Source organism: Paenibacillus sp. LT-B23 (assembly GCF_059417685.1).
On the sequence record NZ_JBSQBM010000014.1, the window covers coordinates 125,352 to 152,137 of the forward strand.

General features: G+C 47.0%; 27 protein-coding genes. 21 read left to right on the forward strand and 6 right to left on the reverse strand.

What is annotated here, in order from left to right:
- Nucleotides 1-21: 21 nt before the first annotated feature.
- From ACWXW9_RS18345 to ACWXW9_RS18390, 10 genes are all read left to right on the forward strand, one after another.
- A complete protein-coding gene (locus tag ACWXW9_RS18345) occupies nt 22-1,311 on the forward strand; it encodes a vWA domain-containing protein (protein WP_494930560.1) in 1,290 nt (429 codons plus the stop codon).
- Between the two features lie 18 nt (nt 1,312-1,329).
- The gene (locus ACWXW9_RS18350; RefSeq protein ID WP_494930561.1) at nt 1,330-1,983 is read left to right on the forward strand and encodes a beta-mannanase; all 654 of its coding nucleotides are present in this window, start codon (nt 1,330-1,332) and stop codon (nt 1,981-1,983) included.
- A gap of 16 nt (nt 1,984-1,999) precedes the next feature.
- On the forward strand, nt 2,000-3,265 hold the full coding sequence (locus ACWXW9_RS18355) for a TRAFAC clade GTPase domain-containing protein (RefSeq protein WP_134909834.1): 1,266 nt from the start codon (nt 2,000-2,002) through the stop codon (nt 3,263-3,265).
- On the forward strand, nt 3,262-6,267 hold the full coding sequence (locus ACWXW9_RS18360) for a GAP1-N2 domain-containing protein (RefSeq protein ID WP_494930562.1): 3,006 nt from the start codon (nt 3,262-3,264) through the stop codon (nt 6,265-6,267). The genes ACWXW9_RS18355 and ACWXW9_RS18360 overlap by 4 nt, the downstream gene beginning before the upstream one ends.
- A 230-nt stretch (nt 6,268-6,497) precedes the next feature.
- Nucleotides 6,498-6,965, forward strand: coding sequence for a MarR family winged helix-turn-helix transcriptional regulator (locus ACWXW9_RS18365; protein ID WP_494930613.1), 468 nt, complete (start codon nt 6,498-6,500; stop codon nt 6,963-6,965).
- Between the two features lie 178 nt (nt 6,966-7,143).
- Nucleotides 7,144-8,526, forward strand: coding sequence for an MFS transporter (locus tag ACWXW9_RS18370; RefSeq protein WP_494930563.1), 1,383 nt, complete (start codon nt 7,144-7,146; stop codon nt 8,524-8,526).
- 80 nt (nt 8,527-8,606) lie between these two features.
- Complete coding sequence (locus ACWXW9_RS18375; RefSeq protein ID WP_494930564.1) at nt 8,607-9,176, forward strand: hypothetical protein; 570 nt, start codon at nt 8,607-8,609, stop codon at nt 9,174-9,176.
- A gap of 68 nt (nt 9,177-9,244) precedes the next feature.
- Entirely contained in the window at nt 9,245-9,394 is a 150-nt protein-coding gene (gene rpmG, locus ACWXW9_RS18380) for a 50S ribosomal protein L33 (protein WP_007430271.1), read from the forward strand.
- Nucleotides 9,395-9,488: 94 nt separating this feature from the next.
- A complete protein-coding gene (locus ACWXW9_RS18385) occupies nt 9,489-9,962 on the forward strand; it encodes a hypothetical protein (RefSeq protein ID WP_494930565.1) in 474 nt (157 codons plus the stop codon).
- 17 nt (nt 9,963-9,979) lie between these two features.
- On the forward strand, nt 9,980-10,222 hold the full coding sequence (locus ACWXW9_RS18390) for a type B 50S ribosomal protein L31 (RefSeq protein ID WP_014281334.1): 243 nt from the start codon (nt 9,980-9,982) through the stop codon (nt 10,220-10,222).
- A gap of 193 nt (nt 10,223-10,415) precedes the next feature.
- Here ACWXW9_RS18390 and ACWXW9_RS18395 read toward each other — a convergent pair whose 3' ends face one another.
- From ACWXW9_RS18395 to ACWXW9_RS18410, 4 genes are all read right to left on the reverse strand, one after another.
- Nucleotides 10,416-11,882, reverse strand: a complete 1,467-nt coding sequence (locus ACWXW9_RS18395; RefSeq protein WP_494930566.1) for an IS1182 family transposase — start codon at nt 11,880-11,882, stop codon at nt 10,416-10,418.
- A gap of 149 nt (nt 11,883-12,031) precedes the next feature.
- Nucleotides 12,032-13,141 carry a CobW family GTP-binding protein gene (locus ACWXW9_RS18400; protein ID WP_494930567.1) on the reverse strand — a complete coding sequence of 370 codons (1,110 nt, stop codon included), beginning with the start codon at nt 13,139-13,141 and terminating at the stop codon, nt 12,032-12,034.
- An 18-nt stretch (nt 13,142-13,159) separates the two neighbouring features.
- The gene (locus tag ACWXW9_RS18405) at nt 13,160-14,137 is read right to left on the reverse strand and encodes a TIGR03943 family putative permease subunit (protein ID WP_494930568.1); all 978 of its coding nucleotides are present in this window, start codon (nt 14,135-14,137) and stop codon (nt 13,160-13,162) included.
- Nucleotides 14,138-14,145: 8 nt separating this feature from the next.
- Nucleotides 14,146-15,147 (reverse strand): permease, encoded by a 1,002-nt coding sequence (locus ACWXW9_RS18410; protein WP_494930569.1) that lies wholly within the window; start codon nt 15,145-15,147, stop codon nt 14,146-14,148.
- 74 nt (nt 15,148-15,221) lie between these two features.
- Between ACWXW9_RS18410 and ACWXW9_RS18415 the strand changes: the two genes are divergently transcribed.
- The gene (locus ACWXW9_RS18415; RefSeq protein ID WP_494930570.1) at nt 15,222-15,416 is read left to right on the forward strand and encodes a hypothetical protein; all 195 of its coding nucleotides are present in this window, start codon (nt 15,222-15,224) and stop codon (nt 15,414-15,416) included.
- Between the two features lies 1 nt (nt 15,417).
- Here the strand turns inward: ACWXW9_RS18415 and ACWXW9_RS18420 are convergent, their stop codons facing one another.
- Nucleotides 15,418-16,413: a CobW family GTP-binding protein gene (locus ACWXW9_RS18420; RefSeq protein WP_494930571.1), complete on the reverse strand. Its 996-nt coding sequence runs from the start codon at nt 16,411-16,413 to the stop codon at nt 15,418-15,420.
- A gap of 176 nt (nt 16,414-16,589) precedes the next feature.
- Between ACWXW9_RS18420 and ACWXW9_RS18425 the strand changes: the two genes are divergently transcribed.
- From ACWXW9_RS18425 to ACWXW9_RS18455, 7 genes are all read left to right on the forward strand, one after another.
- A complete protein-coding gene (locus ACWXW9_RS18425; protein ID WP_494930572.1) occupies nt 16,590-17,657 on the forward strand; it encodes a CobW family GTP-binding protein in 1,068 nt (355 codons plus the stop codon).
- Nucleotides 17,654-18,766: a FecCD family ABC transporter permease gene (locus ACWXW9_RS18430; RefSeq protein ID WP_494930573.1), complete on the forward strand. Its 1,113-nt coding sequence runs from the start codon at nt 17,654-17,656 to the stop codon at nt 18,764-18,766. Before ACWXW9_RS18425 ends, ACWXW9_RS18430 begins: the two co-directional genes overlap by 4 nt.
- On the forward strand, nt 18,763-19,551 hold the full coding sequence (locus ACWXW9_RS18435; RefSeq protein ID WP_494930574.1) for an ABC transporter ATP-binding protein: 789 nt from the start codon (nt 18,763-18,765) through the stop codon (nt 19,549-19,551). Before ACWXW9_RS18430 ends, ACWXW9_RS18435 begins: the two co-directional genes overlap by 4 nt.
- A 60-nt stretch (nt 19,552-19,611) precedes the next feature.
- The gene (locus ACWXW9_RS18440; RefSeq protein ID WP_494930575.1) at nt 19,612-20,634 is read left to right on the forward strand and encodes an ABC transporter substrate-binding protein; all 1,023 of its coding nucleotides are present in this window, start codon (nt 19,612-19,614) and stop codon (nt 20,632-20,634) included.
- A gap of 216 nt (nt 20,635-20,850) precedes the next feature.
- A complete protein-coding gene (locus tag ACWXW9_RS18445; RefSeq protein WP_025685519.1) occupies nt 20,851-21,558 on the forward strand; it encodes a metal ABC transporter ATP-binding protein in 708 nt (235 codons plus the stop codon).
- The gene (locus ACWXW9_RS18450; protein ID WP_014281343.1) at nt 21,504-22,352 is read left to right on the forward strand and encodes a metal ABC transporter permease; all 849 of its coding nucleotides are present in this window, start codon (nt 21,504-21,506) and stop codon (nt 22,350-22,352) included. The genes ACWXW9_RS18445 and ACWXW9_RS18450 overlap by 55 nt, the downstream gene beginning before the upstream one ends.
- 36 nt (nt 22,353-22,388) lie before the next feature.
- Nucleotides 22,389-23,381: a metal ABC transporter substrate-binding protein gene (locus tag ACWXW9_RS18455; protein WP_494930576.1), complete on the forward strand. Its 993-nt coding sequence runs from the start codon at nt 22,389-22,391 to the stop codon at nt 23,379-23,381.
- 1,027 nt (nt 23,382-24,408) lie between these two features.
- Here the strand turns inward: ACWXW9_RS18455 and ACWXW9_RS18460 are convergent.
- Complete coding sequence (locus tag ACWXW9_RS18460; protein WP_494930577.1) at nt 24,409-24,660, reverse strand: helix-turn-helix domain-containing protein; 252 nt, start codon at nt 24,658-24,660, stop codon at nt 24,409-24,411.
- Nucleotides 24,661-24,898: 238 nt separating this feature from the next.
- On the opposite strand from ACWXW9_RS18460, the gene ACWXW9_RS18465 reads away from it, so the two are divergent.
- The 3 genes from ACWXW9_RS18465 to ACWXW9_RS18475 all read left to right on the forward strand — a co-directional run bounded on the left by ACWXW9_RS18465 (nt 24,899) and on the right by ACWXW9_RS18475 (nt 26,704).
- Nucleotides 24,899-25,252 (forward strand): hypothetical protein, encoded by a 354-nt coding sequence (locus ACWXW9_RS18465; protein ID WP_494930578.1) that lies wholly within the window; start codon nt 24,899-24,901, stop codon nt 25,250-25,252.
- 442 nt (nt 25,253-25,694) lie between these two features.
- A complete protein-coding gene (locus tag ACWXW9_RS18470) occupies nt 25,695-26,057 on the forward strand; it encodes a response regulator (protein ID WP_025683614.1) in 363 nt (120 codons plus the stop codon).
- Between the two features lie 158 nt (nt 26,058-26,215).
- Nucleotides 26,216-26,704 (forward strand): hypothetical protein, encoded by a 489-nt coding sequence (locus tag ACWXW9_RS18475; RefSeq protein ID WP_494930579.1) that lies wholly within the window; start codon nt 26,216-26,218, stop codon nt 26,702-26,704.
- The last annotated feature ends 82 nt before the right edge of the window (nt 26,705-26,786 follow it).

The following is a 26,786-nucleotide window of genomic DNA, read 5'->3' on the forward strand; positions in this document are numbered from 1 at the left end:
TGGAAGGAAGCAACGATTCTTATGAAGCAGCGTAAATTTAATGTTCTCCTGCTGCTGTTCGGCTTGCTGGGCGCCGTAGTGGGCTTCATCATTGGAGAGCTGATTCTTAACAAATTGATAGGCCACTGGCCGCATATCATCGTGATTGGGCTGTATTTTGGTATCATGGCGCTGTGTATTGGCCTGGGATGCCTTATCGGCGAATGGATTTCTCCACAACTGAACGGGTCGTCATGGCGGCAGCGGTACTCCGGGTTGTCCTGGAAGCTGCTGGTCCCTGCTACGCTGGTGATGCTGTTCGTGGCAGGGCTGCTGCTGGAGCTGGGCTACCAGGTAAACCCCGAAGGTCGCAAAAGTGTACAGGATCTCGTGCTCGTCATTGATAATTCCGGGAGTATGCAGCAAACAGATCCTGACAATGAACGTCTGACAGCCGCCAAGAGTCTAATTGGCCAAATGGATGGAGACAAGCGGGTAGCCATCGTTTCCTTTGAGTCCACTGCGCAGTTGGTTCAGCCGTTTACCCCGATTGGCACAGATGCGGAGAAGCAGGCCGTTTATGCCAAGATCGACAGCATGCAGACCTTAATGACAGGCGGCACAGAAATCGGTCTTGCTTTGGATGAAACCATCAAGGAAATCGAAACTCAGGGTAATGCGGAAAAGGGCTCTCTCGTTATTATGCTGTCTGACGGCTTTAGTGATCTGGATAGCCAGACAGCATTGGCTCCTTATATCGCCCGGCAGATTCCGATTAATACAATCGGTCTGAAGCTCGCTGAATCTGATGGTATAGCATTATTGCAAAATATTGCCCAAATGACGGGTGGAACTTACTTCAATGTGGCGAATGCGCAAGGTCTTACTCAGGCGTTTGGTAAAATTTATGACAAAATCGGCGACCGTACACTGGTAACGGAGCGAACAGGTGAGTATGCGGACAGTTTGTATTTTGCCATTTACCGTGTAACCGCGCTGGTAATTATTGGAGTACTGCTGGGATTGGCGCTCGGCCTGATGTTCGATAACCGTTTTCTGGCACGGAATTTCGCGATAGGCGGGATTCCAGCCGGATTGCTGGCTGGCTTTATTTTGGAAAAGGGCCTGTCCGGCTCGCCCATCGGTGATTTGCTGATTCGTTTGGTGGCAGCGCTCGTATTGGCAGCCCTGATCGCCGTCTTCTCGCTCGTTCTGCCGATTGCGGAAAATACTCGCCGTTCTTCCGGTGGAGGAAACCCCGGCACGCCTTCGGGTCGCCGGAGAGGCGCACCGGAAGGCCCGCCACGCAATCGACGAAGCAGTGGATTTTAGAACAGGAGGCTGGAACTTATGCAGTATAGGGATGCACAGCCCGGTGATCCTGTTATTTCGGAGCTGAGCCACAAAATTGACGATAACCGGGTTGTGCTTCGCTGGCAGTGGCCGGAAGGAGCAGCCGTGGTATATATTGCGAAACAATTAGCCGATCCGGGTGTGAACAGGCAGGAAGATGCCGAAGCTTTGCCGCCTTTTTCAAGCCTTAAGCTCTTCACACGTGAGGAGTACAAAGCTGCTGGCAGTTACCGCGACCGGATCGATGGCATTGGACGCGTGCGGTATACCGTGTATCCGGCTGTGCGGGAGGCCGGAGATACTTTTGTGATCCGTCAGCAGAATGGAGCTAACCGGCTGGAACTGAGCACGGGCAAAGCTAAAATCAGATATGCAGTTCACCACAAAAAAAGCTGGTTTCGCAGCCGCAAAACGGTGCAGATTCAGGTGACGGCTGAAGTTCCTGTTCCGCAGGAGGCGCTTTGCTATGTGAAAAAGCGTGGTGGCTATCCGGCGGATCGGGAGGATGGGACCTTGTACCCGTTCACGGCACCGTTTGCAGCGGGACGGAATGTGTTGCCCGCTGTGGAAGTAGGCGGAGATGAATATGTGCGGCTGTTTTTTACGGACGGTCAGAAATATGGCACGGTATATGAATTAGTCCCTGAATGAAAGGAGGCCGCAACCGATGAGTTTTCTTAGCAATTTATTCAGAAGAAAGCCACAGGCAGCACCAAGGCCGTTATTTTATGATATTGTGTGCCCTTATTGCTTTAGTAAATTTTCCCCGGAAGAAGTTGTATTCCGCGCTTCCCATCACCGTGAGGATGACGAGGATTATGCTTTGGGCGAGGATGAGCTGCTGAACAAATATCGGGAGCGCTTTGGCTTGGACAGTGTACATGATATGGAAGCTATTCTTCACCCTCTTGATGTTCCTGAGGAACATCGTTTGTACTCGGATCATGTACTGACAGGTCTGACGGATCGTTACGGCGAGCTTACACGTCGCAGATTGTGTCCACATTGCCATAACGAACTGCCAGTGACCGCTGGTAAGGTGCCAAGTAATATTATTTCGATTATTGGGGCTTCGCAGGCGGGCAAATCTGTCTACATGACCTCCCTGATTCATACGTTGCAGCATGTTACGGCCGATCATTTTGATGCGGCTTGCATGCCGTTGAATGCGGAGATCAGCCGCAAGTTCCGTACGATGTATGAGGAACCGTTGTTTGAGCGTGGGGATCTGCTGACCTCTACACAGAAAGAAAAGATGCAGGAGCCTTTTATCTTCCAGTTTGTGTTTAAGGATGAGGAAAAACCGCCACTGACGCTGGTGTTTTTTGATGTCGCCGGTGAGGGGATGGTCGATCAGGACTATCTGGGTCTGCACGGGCAGCATATTAAAAATTCAGCGGGCATTCTGTTTATGGTCGATCCGCTGCAAATCCGTTCTATTCGGGAGCGTATCAAGATTAACATCGGCGACAAGCCGGGTGAATGGGTTTCGCAATATGATGAGCCGCGTGACGTCGTACTTACGATGTTCGGTGATTTTATCGCGTATCAGGAAAAGGGGAAAACGGACATTCCAACCGCCGTTGTTCTGACCAAAAGTGACATGCTCACTGCGCTGGCAGATGAAGAAGGCACGTACATCAAGACGAACAGCAATATCTTTAATCCGATGGAGCACCGGAAGTATATGGATTTGGATGAGTTTGCGAACATTGATGGCGAGGTTCGGCGGTTCATTGAAAAGGTGGATAAGCCGTTCAAGGGCACGATGGATGTGTATTTTACAGATACGGCCTATTTTGCGGTTTCCGCCTTGGGCAGCAATCCGGTAGATCAAAAGCTGCAAGGGCTGGTTAGTCCGATCCGTGTGGATGAGCCCTTCATTTGGCTGCTCTACAAGCTGAAGTACATTGAGGGGAGAGAATCACAGTGAGTAATTCTACCTCTCATTTGATACAGCAGCAGATGTACACACGGGAACGGCGTGGTATTTTCCGTTCAACGGAAGGCTTCGATACGGTGGCAAATTCCAAGGGGCTGGACACTACCTTTATTAAAAAGGTGCTGCATCCCTTGTGTGTGTATGATGCGCCTGCTGCTTTAACGGCGCGTGGCGAGAAGCAGGAGAGCGTCTACCCGGAAGCCATGCATCTGGTACGGACGGAGTCCGGAGATGTGGTGCTAGGACGCAGTATCTACAAGGCAGCGGATTTTACCGGGTTGCGGAGCGCCTTTTTTACGCACAATTATGTGATTCCAGGCGGGCATGGTGAATCTCCGTCTGATTACAAGCAGTGGCTGAACACATCTTTTGTCGATACTTACGATATTGAGCAAGGAACGGAATTGCCGGAATTGGAGCGTCTGCCGGGTGGGAGCGTATTTCCATCTGTTGATCCGTCAGCGGTGCTGTCTCAATTGCAGCTCAGCGAAGAAGTTTTCAAGCAGATTCTATATGCAGTTATGATGTCCGCGACAGGACGTAAAAAGGTATATATAGCATTGAATGTTCCTTCAGAAGCGGTGGCATCTGCAGCCAAGCTGTTGCTGGGTGTGTTGTATGCGGCGCTGCCTTATGCATTTCGCAACAGACTCGGATTTCTTACATACGCGAAGGAGCCGCACAGCAGAAAAGGCATTCATTTGATGTTTGTTGAGCCTTTCAGTTTGCGTCCTGGTGATCGGAATGTGGAAAAGGATTTTGTATTTGACCTTACTAACAGTGGCCGGATACTCAATGTGGATGCAGAGCAGGTGAGACAGCCGTATTTTGACTGGATTACCCGTACGTTGCTGAATGGGGGGACGCCGGACGATTTTTTCAAATTTGCCGAGCAGATGCTGACTGGCATGGAGGCGGGGCGTGATCTGACGCTATCCAGCTATCACGAGCTCATTACGCTGTACAGAATAGAGCAGGGAGAGCGGGCTCTATATAACGAACGGCGAATTTCCGTGCTGAGAAGCTTGACTGATTATTTGTCTTCTCCCGATGTGTTGCCACGTAAAATGCGGCTGAATGACTTGTTTCTGTCGTTTTTTGATCATGAATTTGATCGGGTGAAGGATGGATATATTCCTGACGTGGGTCTGGTCGACTGCTTCAAGGATTACTACAAAGTTCACGCTCGTAGCAGCGAGAATCGGTTGGTGGAGTATTTGATCCGCTCGCTGAATAACGCCTATACCGCCAGAAATACGGAAGCTGTCACTTTTATTTATCATACGATTGAAGAAAATCCTTCATTGGGCAAGGCGTATTTTACGAAGGTGCTGGGTAATCCGGCGCTCACGAAGATGCTATTCATTCCCTACATGGACAGTCAGATGAAAAGAACACCGGATGTGAAGGGCTTGCTGGCTGTCGTGCATGAATGGGGTAGTCGATATATTGAAGTATCGTCGAATGCTGATTTTCAGCTTTTAGCTGAGTCCGCATTGATGGGTAGACTGCGTGCCGAAAGAAAGCCGGTAGAGGCTGTGGCTTCTATTCATCTACGATTGCAGCAATGGAAAAGTAGCTCTATGGGGGGCAAACTCTCTCCACTGGAGCAATCCGGGTTAACGGAACGCTTGCAGGAAGCGTCGGATCGGTATTTGCTTACCGAAGTGGAGCTAAAGGAAATCTCACCTGATCAGGTCGTACAGATTCCGTTCTTTACTCGGCCTGATTTGGTGCAGTGGGTCGGGAAGCTGCCGGCTCCGCTCAAGGGACAAGCGGTGCGATTGATTGCGGCTTACGATTGGTTTAGCACGGAGAACCCGGAACCGTCAGTGCTGGACGGTCTGGAGCCGGGCGAAGTGGAAAAGGTGCAGGACTGGGCTTACAGCTGGCTGCCCCAGCAGCTTGCGGAGGGCCATTTTGCCCGTCTGCTGCCTGCCTTTTATCGTTCCGATGGCACGGGCGAAGGAATACTGGATTTTGCTCGATTGGTTAGCTCGATCCGCAAATGGGCGAAGGATAACGATACGATGTACCGTTTTATTCGCTGGTCGGAGGGCCAGGCTGAATTTGCTACGCCACGGGGCGGCTTTGAACCAGCCTATCGACGTGCGTTGCTTTTGTTCTTCCAGAAGGAAGGACGCGAAGGGCTGCATAAAAAAACGCTGTGGCGTGAATATTTTGAACCCGCGAAGCCTGTCTTTAAAAATTTCTATCTGACAGTGAAGCGTGAGACGGATACGTCTTTAGTCAAAACGCTTCGTCGTTTCCGAAAGGGCGGGGTGATTTCCGGAATCGTGCTTGTCGTCATTGCTGGCACGCTAGGAGGCCTGAAGGCAGCAGGTGTTATCGGTTCTGATGCCGCTGCGCCTGCGCCTGTCACTACACCCAAGCAAGTGCAGCAACCTGTAGTGGAGCCTAAAGTGCCCGTAAAGGAAGAGCCTACGGTGATTGTGACTCATGTACCTAACACCAAGGCGACTACGAAAATGGTCAAGCTGTTGTTCGCTTTTCAAAATTCAACGGAGCAGGCGACGTTTAAGCCTAAAAAGCTCGTCATTGTAGGTGCGGATCAACAGGAGCACTTATACGAAAATTTTACGTTGATTGAACAGAATGGCAAGGAAGCAGCTAGCAAAGCCAACACTGGACAATCTGGTGACACGAAGACCGGCAGTGCGACAACAGGGGGGACCACTGGCAGTGGTTCAACGGCTGGGGGCGGTACATCCAGCGGGAACAGCGCTGATCTGGCCGGAACGGTGACAGGGGAATCGGGCGCAGGCACGACATTGGGCACTCCTGCGGAGGGGAACGGCGCAGCAGCCAATGGAACCGGGACCGATTTTAACGCGTCAACCGAGTATGACTTGAAGCAGTATCCTTATCGCACACTGCTGACCATTTGGCAACGGCTGGAGCTAGACGATGCCAGTACAGTAACGGTGGATGGAAAAGAGTACCCGCTGGTTCAAGTGAAAACCGCAGACTAAGCCGTTTTCCAATGGTTTCTCATGTACAAGCAATTATATTTGAACCAACAAGCAAAGAGACGGGCTTCCCTTACTGGGCTCGTCTTTTTGCTATACATAAAATTTTAAATAAGTTTAACTAGAAAATGTACTTAAAAACGACTAAAGTATTGACACTAGATAGGCGACTGTTTAAAATTAGTTGGAATTCAAACTATTAAAATCCAATGATTATTGAGGTTAGCAACCACATGGGAAGTGAGGTGTATCCCGTTTGTCTTCCCTGGGAGGAAGAGAGTACGATGTATTTAATTAAATGGATTTTCACTACAGTCCGGCGCGAGATTGAGACGGCGTTGCGTCCTTTGGGGCTTACCTCCCCGCAATCGCAGACGCTTTATATACTGGCAATGTCGCCTGGAGTGACCAATACGGATTTGGAAAAGCTGCTGCTTATAGATAAATCAAGCGTCACCAGCCTGGTAAACGGGATCGTTAAGAAAAATTGGGCAGTACGCAAAAATCACCCGCAAGATGCGCGTATGAAGCAGATTTATTTGACTGAGGAAGGCTTGAAAATTCACAAGATAGCTGAGCATACGGTTGAGAAAGTTAAAGGTTCGGTAGGTGAAACGTTATCTGTGGGGGAGTTAGAGGCTCTTCGAGGTCTTTTGAAAAAAATACTTCACGATTACCGTCCTGCGAACGCCCGTGTTTGAATGGATATATAGAGAAAATTCCTGTATAAGCTGAACTTGAAAAGTGAACATCAAAACGGAGTAGGCGGGATGGTGTTGTACAAAGCGAAGCGGTGGCGATGGGAAGCATCATCCGACTGAGAGTGGCTATAGAAAACTCTGCAGCATAGATAGTTTTTTCAGGAGAGGGAGAGACCAGATGGTAAAAGAACAAACTTACCCCAATGCGGATAAGCTTATGCGTGTGTTGGCCTTCACACTTGTTTTTTCAGTGATGAATGCCTTTATGTTTAATGTAGTCATGCCTGTGATTCGCGAGGAGTTTCATATTAGTGCTTCCGATGTGAGCTGGCTGTTAACCGGTTATATGATTGTGTATGCGGTTGGCTCAGTGACCTACGGTAAGTTGGCGGATAAATACCGCCTTAAGGATTTACTGACGTTTGGGATTATCTTTTTTGCGTTAGGTTCGCTTATTGGTCTGTTGGCCAATCAATTTTGGATGCTGATTGTAGCTCGTTTGCTTCAGGCCGCAGGGGCTGCTGTCATCCCGGCAACGGCTATGATCGTTCCTGTCCGTTATTTCTCTGCTGAAAAAAGAGGACGCGCCTTGGGCGTTACAGCAATTGGCTTGGCCCTGGGTACGGCACTGGCTCCGATTATATCCGGTTTGATTACAGGCTTTGCAAGCTGGCGCTTTTTGTTCGTTATTTCCATGCTGCCGCTTATCGCCTTGCCGTTCTTTCGCAAATATTTGGACGACCAGCGGGGAGAGAATCAGAAATTTGATTTTCTGGGTGGATTGCTGCTGGGCGGAACGGTAGCCTTCTTACTACTTTCCATTTCGCAAAGTAGTATTATATTTTTTCTGGTCGGTATTGTGCTGTTTGCTCTGTTTATATGGCGGATCGCCACCGCTAAAGATCCATTCATTCAGCCCAAGCTGTTCCGCAACAAGCAATATTCTTACGGATTGTTTATCGCCTTTTTGGGAGCAGGGGTCAGTTTTGGGCTGCCATACCTGGCACCGCAGTTTCTGAACAGTCTCAATCAGCTTACGCCTGCAACGATTGGATTGATTATGTTTCCCGCTGCCATTGCGTCGGCGTTGCTTGGTAAAAGGGGAGGGCGTTTGGCCGATAGCAAAGGAAATTCATTTCTAGTCTACACAGCAGTTACGCTTATGTTTATCTGCTTTGTCAGCTTGTCTACCTTTGTGGGTGCGTCTCCGTATCTCATTTTATTTTTGCTCATTTTCGGCAACGTGGGCCAGACCTTCATGCAGATTGCCATGTCTAACACGATTTCCCGTACCTTGTCGAGGGATCAGATTGGTGTTGGAATGGGGCTGCTGTCTCTGCTGAATTTTATTTCCGGTGCAGTGACGACCAGTATTTTGGGTAAAACGCTAGATACCTCGTCTACCTTTCATCTGAATCCTGTCGTAACCAACGTGCAGGTGTTCAATTTTAGCAATATATTTACGGTTCTTGCGCTGATTGCGCTCACAACCATGGGACTTTATGCTTTGCAGTTTCGCCGGGGCCCACGCCGCAATACGACTGCTGCCCAGCAAGGATAAACATTTTATGCAAACTCATGCCAAAACAAGGGTATAATATAGAAGGAAAAGTTCATCTACGGAAGGATGGAGTGTCCGGCATGACAAGAAACCTTCAATATGTACCCTATGGCTATGAGCCTCCAGTCGAGACGCATAAAGGGACTATGATCTATTATGATACGTTTGAGCAGATTACAGCCAGGGAACTGGAGCTTTTTGCTAAAACAGGAGTTGCGTTATCCTTTAAAAAGCTGGTACTATACCCGTTACATGAGGAAACAGTCAGAAGAATGTGGAAGCAGCCGGTTCGCTCGTATTACAAGCGGGTGGACGACCTTGGGGAGTGGCAGCGGGAACAGGCTTTGAGTGCTGTCGTAATTGAGAGCTGGGAAGGTAAACGCAAAAAGTATACGCCGATTGAAGCAGCAATCCGTTTTCTGGCGGAAAAGTATACTCGCCCGCTTTTTCTGTATATGAGTCCTGAAACTGCTAATTTGTGCGCATCCTATGCCTCGTTCGATGAATGGATCAGAAATATCAGATTGGTACTTTCGACTGAACCATTAGAACTTCATCCGAAGCTGGCACAGTACCGTAATCGCTGGAATACAGTAGAAGAAGCGATAAACCGTCAGTCAAAGGTTGACAAAGAGCACCATGAATTATAAAATAGAACTAATCGTAAAAATTACTATTGTAATTGTATACCATGTATTCCATTTAAGGAGGAAGAGAAATGCGCGTAATTGTTACCTTGGCATGCACCGAATCTGGTGACCGCAACTATACAACAACCAAGAACAAAAGAAATCATCCGGAGCGTCTTGAAATGAAAAAATACTCTCCGCGTCTGAAAAAGTACACGATCCATCGTGAAACTAGATAATTTGGGGCTTGCTACATAGCAACCTGAATTGTTTTGCATCCTGAACGGAGCCTGAATTCTACTGAGTACAGGGCTTCATGAAAGGAGCCATGGCATGGTCTCTCCACTTCATGATGAAGAAATCGTGTTAAGTTTGCAAAAGCCTGCGTTATGGAACCGGCGAAAACTTGAATTAGTCCAGTGGATAGAGCGTCCAAAGATAAAGCTTGCACCTAAGCAAACGGCCTTTTTTCATAGCTGTACGATAGATGCCGAGCTGTATGGTACGCTTTGCCTTTTGAATCGAAAGCACGTGGCTACCGAATTCTCCTGTGCTGGTGTCAGCATTTGGGACGAGCCGGAAGACCATTCACTATATGCTTATATAACGATGAAGGCTGACGAAAGATCGGGGGCGTTCGTGCAATGGGCGATGCGATATATGCGGCATCGTTTGCTTGTCGTTTACGAACTTGAGCGCAACCGTTACGATCTGTCGTCTTTTTTTCTGGGACATAACCGTTCCTTTTGCCAACTGATGGAGTATTGCGCCAGTACGTTTGAGTTTGAACCAATAAAAATGATATGAAAGCTTAGGTGAATAATATGAAAAAAGATCTTCATCCAACATTGAACAAAGTTATCTTTTTGGACCCTAGCTGTGGATTCTCTTTCCTGAGTGCTTCCACTAAGTATTCCCAAGAAACGATGGAATGGGAAGACGGCAACACATACCCGGTTATCCGTGTAGATACCAGCTCCGCTTCCCACCCGTTCTTCACTGGTAAACAAAGAAACGTGGATATCGGTGGACGTGTGGATCGCTTTAACAAAAAATATAACCTTTAAAACAAGACGTGCGTTATGCTCACGGATTATACAAATAATTCGTGAACATCGCTTTTTAAAAAAACCTCTTGCATCTGCGAGGCCACTGAAAAACTTGGTTTCCTGTATTTACACCGTGAGAAAGTAGAAAAAACAACAGCGATCCTCCGAAAAATTGGAGGATCGCTGTTGTTTTTTCGTCCTTCCTTACCTCTCATTCCTTGTTCTTACTGCCCATGAGCTTCAATATTCGTTTCAAATTAACCGTGAACATGGCCATGGCTCCTTGCAATTGCATACTTTGCAGACCCGAGGACGATGCAACATCGTACCCGTGTCTGTGCTTCAATTCACTATGTTTGGCCTCAATCTTGTATCGTTCTTTGGCCTTTTCCTTAAACTCATCGCTTTCTTGAAAAGCTAACTGTTCCAGATGTTCGTGGCTCTTGAGACTCACTGAGTAGGTTTTGCTCTTCGCGCCTTCTTTGTAACATCCTTCACGTAAGGGACATCGCTTGCATTTCTCTACATCAAAATAGTACGTATCCACTTGATTTTTGCCCTGGTTCTTCTTCCCCTGTCTGGCTCGCCGAATTGCCAGATGTCCTGCTTTGCATACATATATTCCTGCATCTTTATTAAACTCAAATTCATCTTCTTTCTTTCGGTTGCCTTGGGTGACCAACGGATTTAACCGGGAAATCAGCGCAATCTCTTCTTGGGTCGTGTAGATTAAATTATCTTTCTCCGAGTAGGCCATGTCTCCAATTACCGTTTTGACATTCATTCCTGCCCGTTGACTCTGTTCCACCAACTGCTTCAACTGCTTTCCGTCCGGTTTCTCTCCTGTGGTCACGACGGCTGCTGTTATAATACCTTCTTCACTCATCGCCAGATGCGTTTTGTAGCCAAAAAAGGAATGATCTGCACTTTTGTGGCCGACTTTGGCGTCTGGATCGGTGGACATCTGAAGTTGTTCCAAATCGTCCTCCACGGTTTCTTTTAACATGTTCAGCTTTTCGGATACACTCGGAAGGCCCGTAAAACGACCGTCCTGTTCAATCACGTGCATGAGTTTTTGGCAGTAGTTCAACTCATTTTCTAACACATCGGTTGTGGGCTTGGAAGGGAAGACGTCTTTCATGGATTCATCGTGAGCATACATGGCTTTACGCAACTGTTTGGAACGTGTGCGCAGAACCTCCTGTGGTGATTTTTGGCTGTAGCGCGCTTGGGTATGCGTCGCATCTACAATCACGGAAGTGCTGAGAAGAACGCCTTGAGCCACAGCAAGCTCCACGGCTTTTCCGATCAACAAATCCAGCAGGTCGGTTCCGCCCAAACGCAACTTGCGGAATTTGGTTAACAGGCTGGGATCGATCACGTTTTCTTCTGGAGCCATATGTAGAAAAAACTTAAAAGCAAGGTCCGTTTTAGTTCGTTCCACGAGATCCACATCGGACAAGTCATGCATGCATTTGAGCAGCAGATATTTAAACATCCGCACGGGGTCTACCGCTGGGCGACCGTTGTTCTGGCAGTACGTATGTTGAAGCTCCTCATAGATAAAATGAAAGTCTACGAGTTCATTCATTTTCCGCAGTACATGCTCCTGGGGAATGAGAATTTGATAGAGCTCCGTATAGGGACTCAGAATGAAGGTTTGCTGCTCCGGAAGCATGCGAATCACCAGCCTTGGTTAGGGTACCTTCAGTATAACGAAAAAAAGACAACCTTCTTTAAAAAAATCAAGAAAGTTGTCTTTTTAGGACTTTTTCAGTGGCCTCGCATCTGCAGGAGGTTTTTTTTGTCTTAATCCAGACCTGTCTGTTAAAGCGAAATAAAGCACTGCTCCCATTGGTCGGCAATGGATGCTTTGTCAAGCTGCTCCCCAATGAGCGTGACATACCCCTGGCTCACGGGGAGCGCAGTGGGTTGCCACTCCAGGTGACTGCCTGAATATTGCAAAAGCATTGTACCTTCGTGCGGAAGCACGCAATAGCCTTTTGCCCGAAGCAGCGAGGAACCAAGCCCGGTCAGGAAACTTTCCAATCGTTTCTTTTCCAGCGGCTGTGGAGAATATTGATGCAGTGTTAAGCTCTCTAGACGGGAAAACGAATGGGGTTGGTTGGCATCGTGGTTATGGCTATGACTGTGCGTAGAAATGACTTTGAATGCCGTACTTCTGGAGATATTGCCAGGTCGTCCGATACTTTTGGAGGAAACAGGGATGGACGCTGCGGCTGCATCGATTCGCTGCGTCTGTGCTGATGTGGGTTGAGTTACCTGTACAGGTTTTGCGGCAACGGATACGGAAGCCAGAACAGGCTCTAGCAGTGGTTCGAGGTCAACCCGGCTATATTCAGCGGTTTGCAGCTTGGCCGTATCGTTGAGCTTGCGGATGCTCTTGACGACCTTCGTCACTTTATGGCTACTTGCGGCATCCGTCTTGTTCACCACAATGAAGTCTGCGGTGCGAAGCTGCCCATGCAGGGTTCGAACCAGCTCCTTATCCGCGGTGAAGCGGCTGTTGTATTCGTGAAAAAGCTCAGCGTCCACAACACTGATGCTGTGAACCAGATACAGCCGATCTGCCAGCAGCGGGGAACGAAGCTCCTCCAGCACTTGCTCAGGGTTGGCTACCCCGGTGGTTTCCATGAAGATCAGATCCGGCTCCTGACTGAGCAGGGCGTGCAGAGCGCCTGCCAGTTCATTTCTTTTGCTGCAACAAATGCAGCCCTCCAGCAGTCCCTCGACCGATACGTCAGGCATTTCTTCAGAAATGATGGCACCATCTACATCGTATTCACCCATTTCGTTCATTAATACAGCGGGACGGATCGGAATTTGGCGGGTATGTGCCAACAGGCGCAGAAGTAGTGTTGTTTTGCCACTTCCAAGAAAACCGCTGATTAAAATCACAGGAACCTTGTTCATCATTCTTCCTCCTTAATAAGTTTAGTGTGCTGCATTCAAGCGATCAAAGGTGGCTACCGAGTCGGCCTGAGTATAAACATAGGGGGATTCCGGCTGCGCGACAGCGGTTATTTTCTCGGATCGAATTTCGAGTACGGGTACATTGCCTTTTTGTGTGGCATGTAATGTTCCTTCAATAGTCACCCACGTATCCTTGCCAAAGGATGGTGCCTTCTTTGATTGGACGATGATCCCGAAAGGCATGGCATCGGCAGTACAGCACATAACGAGGAACCTTCCTACCGCAAACAGACCATTGCCCGGCAAGCTGCCGTCTTTATAGACAAAGCCTGTCACCTGCACTTTTTTTCCTTCAAAAGCGGGCTTATACAATTCGATGGCTCCAATGGTTTCGGAAAAAATCTCCGGTTTGATCTGTATGGTCGGCTGCTGGTACAGACGTTTCGCCAGCTCGGCAAATTCTACGTTGTATTTATCAGGTGGAACGAACAGCTTATCCAGCGTTTCCTGACTCCATTTTCCCCCTGAAGGGAGTGAAGCTGGAGTAGAAGATGCGGTTGATAACATAGAGACTTCCGGTGCTTTTGTGGTCTGTATATCTGTTTTGCGCCGGATATCCGGGTTGGGATACGTGAAGGACATGCCTTTTTTGGCCGCCATGTCACTGCCGAGCGCCTGATTGGGCAGCAGAGAACCGAATAGCAGCGGAATGAGCAGCATTCCGTATACAAGTGTTTTTTTGACCCAGCTTTGTGGCAACGGATGCTCACAATCACATAAATCCTCGCCTTCCTGCTCCCCGGCTATGCCGTGCCACGCCATAGCCAAGGCGATAAACAGCAGGGGTACGGGGCAGAGCAGGAGCAGCTTTTGCATTTGCGGAGCCAAGTAGTAATGAAGGGAATTCGATTGACTCGATGTGATGATATACACAGCCAATCCAATCATGAGCAAGGAGCGCATGCCATACTGCCAGCGGATACTAAAGGTTGAATTCACGTTCGTAATCACCTCCCCAACAACCATTCAGCAGCTATAGAGCCCACCAGGACAAGCGAAACAATGAGCAAGCACAGGACGGCGACAAATTTGGTGCGGAAGGTGCTTAGCAGCATGAGCGTGCCTTTGAAATCCAGCATCGGGCCAAGCACAAGAAAGGATGCCAGCGGCCCCAGTGTAAAGGTATGCGAAAAAGCAGTAGCGACGAAGGCATCGGAGGTGGAGCATAGCGACAGGACGTAGGCAAAGCCCATCATAAAGGCGTACGAGCCAGCCGTTCCACCGCTTAACGAAAGCATTTCATCACGCGGGATAAAGGTCTGGATGCAGGCTGTCAGCAACGCACCGATAATGAGATATTTACTCATGTCCAAAAACTCGTCGCCAGCATGTACAAAAAAGCCCCGCCATGTGCGATTATGCCGATGAGTCTGGTTGTTCTGTTTTTGCTGGTTAAAAGAGAGCAACGACCGTTTGAGCGGATGCACACGCACAAAGGCATACACGACCAGCCCGATGATCGCAGAAACGACAAAGGCCAGCCCCATTCGAACGGCAGTGACCTCGGGATGGGAAGGAAACGCCATCATCGTCGCAGCCAGCACCACAGGATTGATAATCGGCCCGCTTAAAATAAAGGTGATGCCCATATAGGCAGGCATTCCCTTGAGCATCAATTGGCGAACGACAGGGATCATACCGCATTCACAGATGGGAAACAGTAGACCCAGCAAGGAGGCCAGCAGAACACCTGGCACAGGATGCGCAGGTGCTATTTTGCGAATCCATGTTTCCGGTACGAGCCATTGCAAAAGGGATGAAACGAGCACACCGATAAGGAGAAACGGGACGGCTTCCAGAAAAATACCCATAAATACCGTTTTTAACGGCTGTAGCTGACTCATATCTAACGAACGAAGCCACCGGGGAGATAGCGTAACAAGCACAGGGATGAGAAAGGCAAACGGAATCATAAAAGGCAGCATCTTCAACAGCGTACTGTTTTTCATTCTACGTCTCCTTGGGAATAAGGGTTCTCGTCTACATCCTATGCCTGCAATGGGACAAACATGACCGCTGAATCGTGCTTGAATCACCCCTGCATGACATGCAGATTCAGCCCGCCTCGGTTGACCTGCATTTGGGGAATCATTTTCTGAAAATAGCGGGAGCGGGAAAAGAGCCTGTATCTATGGAGGAAGAAGCTGTCTATGCAAAAAAACTCCGAATCTCACAGCTCCGTGGGATTGGAGGTTCTTTGTGCTCAATGGGAATGTGAGCTACACGGCTACACAGGAAGCAAAGTTGCTGCGGAACCATTGCTCGTCCAGGTTTCGGCCGATAATGACGATTTCACTGCGGCGCGGCTCATCCTCTTTCCAGGCTCGGTCTGTCTGTGTGCCGAACAGCATATGAACACCTTGAAAGATGACGCGTTTGCTGACATTGTGCAAATTCAGAATGCCTTTATAACGGAAGGTGTCAGGACCGTGCTCGACAAGCCACTCATTAATAAATTCGTTGACCTTGTCCAAATCCAGCGGACGATCTTCTGTGAGCGCAATGGAGAATACGTCGTCGTCATGATCATGATGCTCTTCTTCCAGAAAGCCGGGTTCAATTTCCAGCTTTTTATCCAAGTCAAATGCATTTAGCCCCAGCACATGGTCCATTTGAATGGCGGATTGCTCGGTACGATAGATTTTGGCGTGCGGATTCATACGAATAAGTCGATTTTCCAACCGAACCAGATCTTCCGGTTCTACCAGATCAACTTTGTTAAGCAATAGCACGTCCGCAAAGGCAACCTGTTCCTGAGCCTCATGTCCCTCATCCAAGTGTTGCCCAGCATGCTTAGCATCCACGACTGTTACGATGGAATCCAGCTTGAAAAAGTTCGATACGATCTCATCTACAAAAAAGGTCTGCGCCACAGGAGCAGGATCGGCAAGACCTGTCGTTTCAATGAGCACCCGGTCAAAGTCAATTTTTCGCTCTGTTTCACCGAATTTTGCATCCAGCAATCCGCGCAAAATGTCAATCAAATCACTGCGTACCGTACAGCAGATGCAACCGTTGTTCATTTCAAATATTTCTTCGTCGGCACCTATCACTAGTTGATTGTCTATGCCCACCTCGCCAAATTCATTCACAATAACGGCAATTTTCTGGCCATGATCGGCAGTCAGCACGTGGTTTAACAGCGTTGTTTTTCCAGCCCCTAAAAAGCCGGTCAAAAGGGTAACAGGAATCCGTGGATCTTCTACTATAGTCAATGGAATAACCTCCAAATTGGAATTTTAAAGTAAAGCCTAAGCAAATTATAGAACTCTGGCATTTAGAAAGTCAAATTATTAGTAATTATTACGATTAAAATCCGATAAAGGATTGCAAGAAGGAAATTTTTACGGTACGATCCTTATTAAAACGTTGTAAAGACAAGGAGGATTTTATGATACCGATTGTTGTTTTATCCGGATTTCTGGGCAGCGGTAAAACAACTCTTCTTCAGCATGCGCTGGCTTATTATAAAGGGCAGGGGCTCAAGCCGGCTATTTTGATGAATGAGTTGGGTGATGTTAATTTGGACGGCAGTTTGGTGAACGGTCAGGCTCCCATGAAGGAAATGCTTAGTGGTTGCATATGCTGTACCATTCGCGGAGATTTAGGCGTGGAGCTGATGAATCTTGCCGAGGAATATAAGCCGGACGTGATTATCGTTGAATGTACCGGAGTGGCTAATCCGATGGAAATTGTAGATGCGGTGACAGATGCCTCCATCTATTCCTCAATGATTTTACAATCCGTTATTACGGTGGTGGATGCGCGTCAATTTCTGGATTTTGCCTCGGGTAACGAGAGAAGCAAGTCACATCGCTTGATGCAGGATCAGCTACGATGCGCTTCCAAGCTGATTATTAACAAGACCGATTTATTGGCTGCGGAGGAGTTGCAGAAGGTACAGGCCCTCGTAAAAGAATTAAATCCGTATGCGCTGACGGTGAGTACGCAACGGAGCGACGTGGACGCGGATACTTTTTTCTCCATTCAGGGAGAGGATCGTATGGACGTTTCGCGGCAAAAGGAGTCCACAGCCGATAGCGGAAATGATCATCATCATTCGGAAAATCATCTGCACGCTCACGCTCATGATGACCATGCAGACCATCACCATGAGCACGATCATGACCACGAACATGGGGAGCATTATCATTCCTACGACCATGTAGTTGTTCATACGCATTTCTTTGGACAACCTGTGCCACGCTCCGAGTTTGAACAGTTGTTCCGCAGTTTGCCTGCTGAAATTTACCGAGCCAAGGGAATTGTGCGTTTTCTGGAATCAGAGGGTCAGATGATGTTCCAGTTTGCCTACCGGGAGCTGGAAATCATTCCGATTCGCCCGCAAAAGCAGGTGAACGATGTAGCGGTTGTTATGGGCGAGAATTTCTCTGCTTTCGAGATCGAAGAACGTTTGAGAAAGTTGGAAATGGCCGAAAAGCCACTGACTGGTTCATGACGTCAGGAACGAGCAGGGTTTATCCGTCAAAACATAATTCTCGCGCTAACGTAGCTGGAAAGCCTGCTTGGCGATTTACAACGATTCTGCTGCTGCTGACTGCCGGGTTGGTACTGTCGGTCACACTTGCGGTCATGCTTGGCCCCGTGGCCGTCGCACCGGGAACCGTATGGCGAATTGCGCTGTCCCATCTTCCCTGGCTGGATCAATGGATACCTGTGACATGGACAAAGCCGGAGCAATATATCGTCTGGGAAATTCGCTTTCCGCGCGTGCTGCTAGGTGTCGTCGTAGGAGCAGGACTTGCTGTTACAGGTGCGGCTATTCAGGCCTTAATTCGTAATTCGTTAGCTGATCCTTATATTTTGGGGGTCTCGTCCGGGGCTTCGGTGACAGCGACGCTGGTGATTGTGTTTGGGGCTTTCGGCTTTCTCGGACGACTTGCGTTGCCTTTATCTGCTTTTATAGGCTCGCTTGCTGCCATGCTCATGGTATTCGCATTGGCCCGTGTGGCTGGGCGGATATCGACGACCCGCTTGCTGTTGGCAGGGGTGGCGGTTTCCATGATGCTGTCGGCTGTGACCAACTTTATCGTCACGATGGCCCCGAATGAAAAAGGTATTCGTGATGCAATGTATTGGATGATGGGAAGTCTGGCAGGGGCGCAATGGGACACGCTTTTCATTCCAAGCCTCATTATAGCGGCTGGAACGGCTGTCCTGCTTACCCGATATCGGGCGCTGAATGCTTTGCTCACAGGTGAAGAGGCCGCGGTAACGCTTGGTGTGAATGTACAGGCATTCCGGGTATTACTGGTTGTCGTGGCATCCCTTTTAACCGGGGCAGTTGTATCTGTCAGTGGCTCGATTGGCTTTGTCGGGCTTATGGTTCCGCACATCATCAGGCTGATGGTGGGATCGGATCATCGACGTGTTCTCCCCGTCAGCCTGTTGGCGGGAGCTATCTTTGTTGTGTGGGCAGACGTATGTGCCCGGCTCGTGCTGGCTCCCCAGGAGTTGCCGATTGGTATTGTGACGGCTGTGTGTGGAGGACCCTTCTTTGTATGGCTGCTGCGGCGCAGTTCCTACTCGTTTGGAGGAGAAAAATGAATATAGAAGTCGAACACGTGACCTTCAGTATTCACGATAAACGGCTGATTGACGGCATCTGCCTCCAGGTAAAAGCGGGGGAGCTGGTCGGACTGATCGGTCCGAACGGCAGCGGCAAATCGACGTTGCTCAAAAGCATGTACCGTGTGCTAAAGCCTGACAGCGGTTGGGTTACGCTGGATGGCCGGGATATGCTGCGGATGAAGTACAAGGAAACGGCCCGGCAAATGGCAGTGGTGAGTCAGGACGCCCCCCAAGCGTTTGATTTTTCAGTACGGGACATCGTACTGATGGGTCGCCATCCTCATAAGAAACTACTGGAAGCAGACACTGCCTTCGATCATGAGCTGGTCGAGCAAGCGCTGGAGCACGTAGGCATGGATGCTCAGGCGGATCATGGCTTTGCCACCTTGTCCGGCGGTGAAAAGCAGCGCGTATTGATCGCCAGAGCCTTGGCCGGACAGGCCAAATTTCTCATTTTGGATGAGCCGACGAATCATCTGGATATCCGGTATCAGCTACAAATTCTGGATTTGGTCAAAGCGCTACAGGTAACCACACTGGCTGCGTTGCATGATTTGAATTTGGCGGCATTGTATTGTGACCGAATTTATGTATTAAAAGAGGGCAAGGTAGTGGCCTCAGGCATAACGGAGGATGTGCTTCAGCCGGACCTGCTGCGTAGCGTATTTGGGGTAGAGACAGAAATCTTCATTCATCCAAAAACCGGGAAGCCGAGTATTACCTTTTTACCGGATTCCCTCAGGAGAGGAGACAATCTATGACGTTAACAGAATGCAGCTATTGTCATTTTACCTATGTTGAATGAAAAAGGAGCAGAGCATATGAAAAAACATAGAAAATCCTCAATATCGCTTGTCATGCTCGTATTGGCGATGGTGCTGTTGTTGTCAGCCTGCGGAGCCGGGAACACGGCTCATAAATCCGGTTCATTCGCAACTGAGCAGCAGCCTGCTGCATCGCAATCGGCGACAAAGGAAGCATCCGTAGAGCTTGAAAATATGGGTGTTAAAATGGTATTTCCCGAAGCGCCCAAACGTGCGATTACACTAAATCAGCACGCGACGGAGGTTATGCTAGCGCTTGGACTGGAGTCCTCCATGGTGGGCACGGCCTACTTGGACGATAGCATTTTACCGGAATATAAAGCTCAATATGATAAAATCCCAGTGTTGGCCAAGCAGTATCCGTCCAAAGAGGTATTTATGGCCGCTGCGCCGGATTTTGCCTATGCGGGCTGGAAGAGTGCCTTTAACGACAAAAATCTCGGTTCCCGTGAGGAGCTTGACAAACAGGGCGTGCCGACCTATGTACAGGAATCATCAAACAAGCCGGGTCCCACATTAGAAGGCGTATATCAGGACATACTAAATATTGGACGTATTTTCCGGGTGGAGGACCGTGCGAAAAAGCTGGTAGGCAGTATCCGTGAACAAGTGGAATCCATTCAGACTCAGATCGGTACTGTAGAAAAAGCGCCAAAGGTATTTGTATATGACAGCGGCGAAGACAAGCCCTTTACGGCTGCCAACAACTATTTGACCTCGCTGATTAAAAGTGTGAAAGCTAAAAATATTTTTGATGATGTGGACAAAAGCTTTGCCGAGGTAAGCTGGGAAGAAGTCGTGAAGCGTAATCCTGACGTGATTGTGATTCTGGATTATGGAGATACCTCGCTGGCGGACAAAGAAAAGCTGCTGCTAAGCAAGCCCGCGCTGGCTGGTGTGGAAGCGATCAAAAACAAACGATTTGTAGTGCTGCCTTTGTCCGCAGCGGCTGAAGGGGTGCGTGCGCCGATTGCGCTGAAAACCTTGGCTTCCGGCCTATACCCGGACAAAGTAAAGTAAACGAACAAAAGACTTGCAAAACATTGACGAACCTTTCCTAAACTGTTAAACTTGCTAATGCGTAAAGGTTACGTTTATCAAACGCTTGTTTTTTTATTATCAAATCGTAATAATTACGGTAGATGGTTTCATGAGAATAAACGACCTGGAGAATCTGCGCGGAGGTAAATCGTTCAGATGGCTCCAGGCTTTTTAAAGGAAAGGGAGATTTGCGTCATGTTATTAGCCTCACTGGAACAAGTTACATTTGGCTACGGGGACGTTCCTAATCTGGTGGATGCCAATGTTGAAATTTTTTCTGGCGAATTTGTGGCCATTACCGGGCCGAATGGGGCTTCCAAATCGACAATGCTCAAGTTGTTGCTCGGTTTGCTTCAACCATGGAAGGGCAAGGTGTTTATGTCCGACCGTACAGGTGAGGGTAAGAAGCTTGTTGTCGGATTCGTATCGCAGCAAATTGCTGCTTTTAATGGTGGATTTCCAAGTACCATTCTGGAGTTTGTCCGTTCCGGAAGATACACTCATGGCTCGTGGTTGCGCCGTATGCGGCCCGAGGATCATGATCTGACAGAGCAGGCGCTTCGTCAGGTAGGTATGTGGGATTTGCGTCATCGTAAAATCGGCGAGCTGTCCGGTGGACAGAAGCAGCGCATTTGTGTGGCACGAGCGCTCGCGCAGGAATCGGATTTGCTCATTTTGGATGAGCCCACGACCGGAATGGATCAAGAAAGCCGTCATCACTTCTACGATCTGATGAATCAGCAGGTTAAGGAATATGGAAGAACCGTAGTCATGGTTACCCATGGATTATCGGAAGTGCAACATTATCTGGATCGTATTATTGAGCTTGAGAGGAAGGAAGATGGCGGATGGAAATGCTGCACTACGACTTCATGCAGCGGGCATTTTGTGCCGGTGGGGTAATTGCACTGCTGGCCTCGGTGCTTGGAGTGTACCTGATGCTGCGGCGTCAGGCTCTGATGGCGGACATGCTATCCCATGTATCGCTGGCAGGGGTGGCAGCGGGTGCCTATCTGGGCATTAATCCGACGATAACTGGTTTTATCGTAGCTATAATCGGAGCGATTATCGTTGAATACGTCCGCAGGTCTTATAAAACGTACAGTGAGATTTCTGTGGCCATTATTATGGTAGGCGGCCTATCGACGGCTGTTATTTTAATGAACCTGAATCAGAGTATTAATAAAGGATTTTCCGCTTATTTGTTCGGTTCAGTGGTGGCGGTTAATCAGACAGAGCTGATGTTGATGATCGCAGTGGCTGTGATCGGGGGTATTTTCTTTTTCGTATTCCGGCGTCCTTTGTATCAGATTACCTTTGATGAAGAAACGGCGAAGACAAACGGCCTTCCTGTCAAATCCATTTCATTTGCGTTTAGCATTTTGACAGGGATGATTGTAGCCGCTGCAATGCCGATTGTCGGTGTGTTGCTTGTCTCCTCACTGATCGTGTTACCGGCTGCATTGGCGATTCGAATTGCACCGAGCTTTGCCGCAGCCATCTGGATATCTATGGTGACTGCATTGATCGGGGTATTTTCGGGTTTAACTGCTTCGTATGAACTGAGTACACCCCCAGGGGGGACGATTGCCATGGTGCTGTTATTATTCCTGATCGTGGGAATCGGTATTCAAAAGCTGGTCCGCAAACTGGGTAAACAGCAGGCTTCCCGGCAGAAGAATGCAGCACGCCAGTGATTTTATAAAAAACCAACAGATAAAGGAGTTATGAATATGAATACATGGTTCAAAAAATCATTTGTATTGTCTGCGGGGCTGGTACTTATTTTGTCCGGCTGCGGAGCCAAATCTGATAATACAGCTACCAATACTCCCCAAACCGAGCCGAATCAGGCACAAACGACGGACAGTGGCAAAAAGCTGAAAGTGGTTACCACTTTTTATCCGATGTATGAGTTTACAAAGCAGGTCGCTGGAGATCATGCTGTTGTAACCGCACTGATTCCTGCTGGTGCGGAGCCGCATGACTGGGAGCCAAGCGCCAAAGATATGGCACAGGTGAAGGATGCCGACGTTTTTGTATATAACGGTATCGTGGAAGGCTGGGCAGAGCAGGCTTTGAGCAGCGCGTCTAACGACAAGCGTGTTGTGGTTGAAGCAAGCAAAGGGCTGAACCTGATGGAAGGTACTGCTGAGGAAGAAGGAGAAGCGCACGCAGAGGAAGGCCATGCTCACGATCATGTGCTGGACCCTCATGTATGGCTTGATCCAGTCTTGGCCCAAAAGGAAGTAGAGTCCATTAAAGCGGGTCTTATCTCTGCAGATTCTGCAAACAAAGCTGATTATGAGAAAAATGCTGATGCTTACATCGCCAAGCTGAAAGAGCTGGATACCGAGTTCAAAACAGGTCTGAAAGATGTAAAACGTAAAGACTTTATTACGCAGCATGCTGCTTTTGGTTATTTGGCTAAGCAATATGGCCTGACCCAAGTACCAATTGCTGGATTATCTCCGGAGCAAGAGCCTACACCGGACAAGCTGGCGGGTATTATCAAATTTGCCAAAGAGAATAATGTTAAAACGATTTTCTTTGAAACCCTTGTTGATCCGAAGGTTGCTGAGACTGTAGCTACTGAAATCGGTGCAAAAACCGATGTACTGAACCCGCTCGAAGGACTGACGGATGAAGACAAGCAGAAGAACCTCGACTACCTTGGCGTTATGAAAAACAACATGGAGGCTTTGAAAAAGGCCCTGAATGAATAAGACTGTAAACTGACATTGGAACGACTCCGGTGTCAGTTTTTTATGTCTATATAAGCCGAACTCAAAAGTTACCTATCGTGCCACTGCGCATCTGGATGGTGCTTCCCATCGCCCCCGCCCCCGGATTTCTTGAATAAAGCCTATAATGAGGATAGAAATCCGGGGACAAAAGCGACCGCTTCGCTTGTACAGCACCATTCCAGCTACTTCGTTTTAATGTGCATCTTTCGAGTTCAAGTTATAAATACACAATAATAAATAAATACCAAATAACGGACTATCACGATTTAATGGCGGAGTTAGCAGCCTGTTTGTATTTTTTACAAGCTTATCTAGACCTGAACTTTGAGTAGGAGTAAGTTTTTTTCGTGCCAAAATCACCAGTCAGATAACGTTAGTATTGAATATACTTTTGACAATCAGAGCCTTAGTAAAATATAAAATTGAAAAATTAGATTTTTTTGTGAATATAATATATGATGAAACGAGCAAAGGCGCACGGCATGGAGGTCGATATGATGAATATCAACGAAACCATGTCGTACTTTTTAGAGCAGTTAACAATTGTTCTGAAGTATGTAGAGCCAGTGGTAAAACTGCTGTCCGTAACCCTCTCTATAATTAGCTTGATTCAGACATATAGAAATAAAAGAAAATAACCGCGCTCTTGGTAGGGAAGCGGTTATTTTCGCAAAAACCTTAAAGAAGCCGTGGCGCCTTTGCGACACTTTGGTTTCTTTTTTTTGTTAATTTTATTGTACACTTGTCAGTCGTATTTTACAACTTTATTATTATATTTGTTTATAAGAAAGCTTGTATAAAGCTGTTTTTAGGGGATAATCTGCACATCAAGAGGTGAGGAATATACTTAAATAAGTCATTCCATTGTTAAAAAAAGTGGATTTCACACCGAAAAAGTCATTGAAACATGGATTTAGCTATAAAAAAGCTGTGATATTATTATATTTACTTATTACTATAAGCAGTTATCTCTATATGTAGAGCATAAAAAAACGATCTATCTCCATTAGACAGGAGTGTGATCGTTTTTTTCGTTGCGTGGGATATATTCCAGAACATCGCTCAGGTTATGTCTCTGACCTGTAAGTTCTTCTAATGTGTCGAGAATATGACTTAATGTTTCCAAATCTATGCGTTTTGTCTTACCATCGCACATATCGTAAATTAAGTTCGGTCGAACTTTTGCTTCGCGAGCCAAGGCATTTTTTGTGATTCCTGCTTTGACCAATGTTTCTTCTAACTTTATGCTTATCGCCAAAAATAATCACCTCTTATCAATTATTTTACCCTGTTAGTAAGCATTATGAAATAATCATTTGACGATAAACGTCTAAGAGTGTATATTTATTATTGATTTATCGTTTAACGATAAATATTAAACGATAATATTTATAAAAATCTTTTTTTAACAAAAGGAATTGTTAATTACATTTGCTCGGTTATAGGTTAAGTTTTGATCTGGTTAAATAAAATTTTTTAGAAAAGAGGAGAAGAACATGTCAGACATTGCTGTGCTTGAGAAGATTGTGATTGTTCATGTATGGGAAGAGGAAGAACTTGATTATGAAACGAGTGAGGCTTATCTTATTAAGCCAGGCTATGCTATGTATGTTCTAACTGGCGCTGTTCATTTGGCAAGAGTGGAGAGAATTTATCAAACGGGTTTGCATCGTTTTTACGTGGAGGATCGTAGCACTGCATCTATTCAATTAGCATCTTGTGTAACAGGAGACATACCTGTAAAGATACAAGAAATTGTTATGAAGCTATTGAGTAAAAATGCATTAGATTGGATTACTTGTGATGTAATGCATGGTATGATAGGGGGGTTTGAATTTGAAACATTATAATATAGGCTACATATTCCAAAGCTAGAAATCCCTAAAGAAATAGAAATTGTCAATCAAAACGGGTTCGTAAATTCACATGAAAACGGAGTAGGCGGAATGGTGCTGTACAAGTGAAGCACCATCCGTTTGCGGAACGGCACGATAGAGAACTTTTAAGTCCAGCTTATATAGTACTAAGGTTCCAGTGGATACCTAGTACTTTATGATCTTCACCCTACAGGAATAATTTACGTCATTATGAAAACCTGTTTTGAAAACTAATTCAATAGTATCTAGTTTGAAATTCCGTTTGTAATCCAATGGTAGCGTTTTTATTTTTACAGATTTTTTCTATTAACTTCAGTTATTATTTCACCGATATTGAAACTTGGATATGCATTTTGTTCAGCAGTCAGCATCTGAATGAAGAAGTATGATATATAAAACGACAGGAGAGATTACCTTGGCAACAATTATAGTCGTCGACGATTCTTTATTTATGCGATCTGTGCTTAAGGATATTTTTTTGGATTTGGGTCACTCTGTTATTGCGGAGGCGGAAAATGGGTATGATGCTGTTTTGAAATACTCGAACCTTCGTCCAGATTTAATCACCATGGATATCAATATGCCCAAGATGGATGGACTTGAGGCTGTTGAAAAGATTATAGGGCTTGATCCCGAGGCTAAAATTTTAATGTGCTCTGCTTTGGGTCAGCAAGAAGCGATTATCAAAGCATTTCAGGCAGGTGCAAAGGATTTTATTGTTAAACCATTTCAAATGGAGAGAGTTGTGAACGCAATCACAAAAATATTTGGTAGTTGATTAATCGGGTTAACCGTACCCATTCATGATGATGGCTGCAATCCATAAATCGAACAAGAGAGCATTTCTATGACATAAGATTTTAATTTACATAAATATGAAGCATCTTGAAAATGAGTAAGAGGGTTGTGATTTAAATGAATGTGGAGATGAATAGGATGAGCAATCGGGTTTTATCTCAAAAAGTATTTATCGATGAACTGATCACTACGATTAAGAAAGGAGGGCTTGTCCCTGTAAGCTATGAACAGCTCATTAGCGAGCAACGGGAAAGAATAGATGCTCTTAACAGTGAACTTACCGCGCGTATAGAGGGGATGGAAAAGGATTTAATTCCTAATGCGACACACTCCATTCCCTTTTCTAATGGTGAAATTATTTTTCTTGCTCGTTATATTGTACTCATCGGGGACAACACCGAGGGTTACTTTGTTTTTTACAGAGCTGAAGAATGTGAAAGTCCGGAAGAGTATCATTTTATAACAAGCTCATACCAGCTTCCGCATTTGTTACCTGAATTATCTCTTATGTTACAAGAGCATAGTGCTAACGAGCCTGTTGATATTCTGACTTATTGGAATGGCCTAGCCTATCCGCTGAAAGATTTGAATAAAGAGGATATTAAGCTGTCCACCTACGAATTTTAATCCCGCACCAGCGGTTTAATTCTGGAGAAGTAAGGGGCCGTTGCCGCATTGTGACAATCAGTCTGCCCTCTTCGCCATTTTC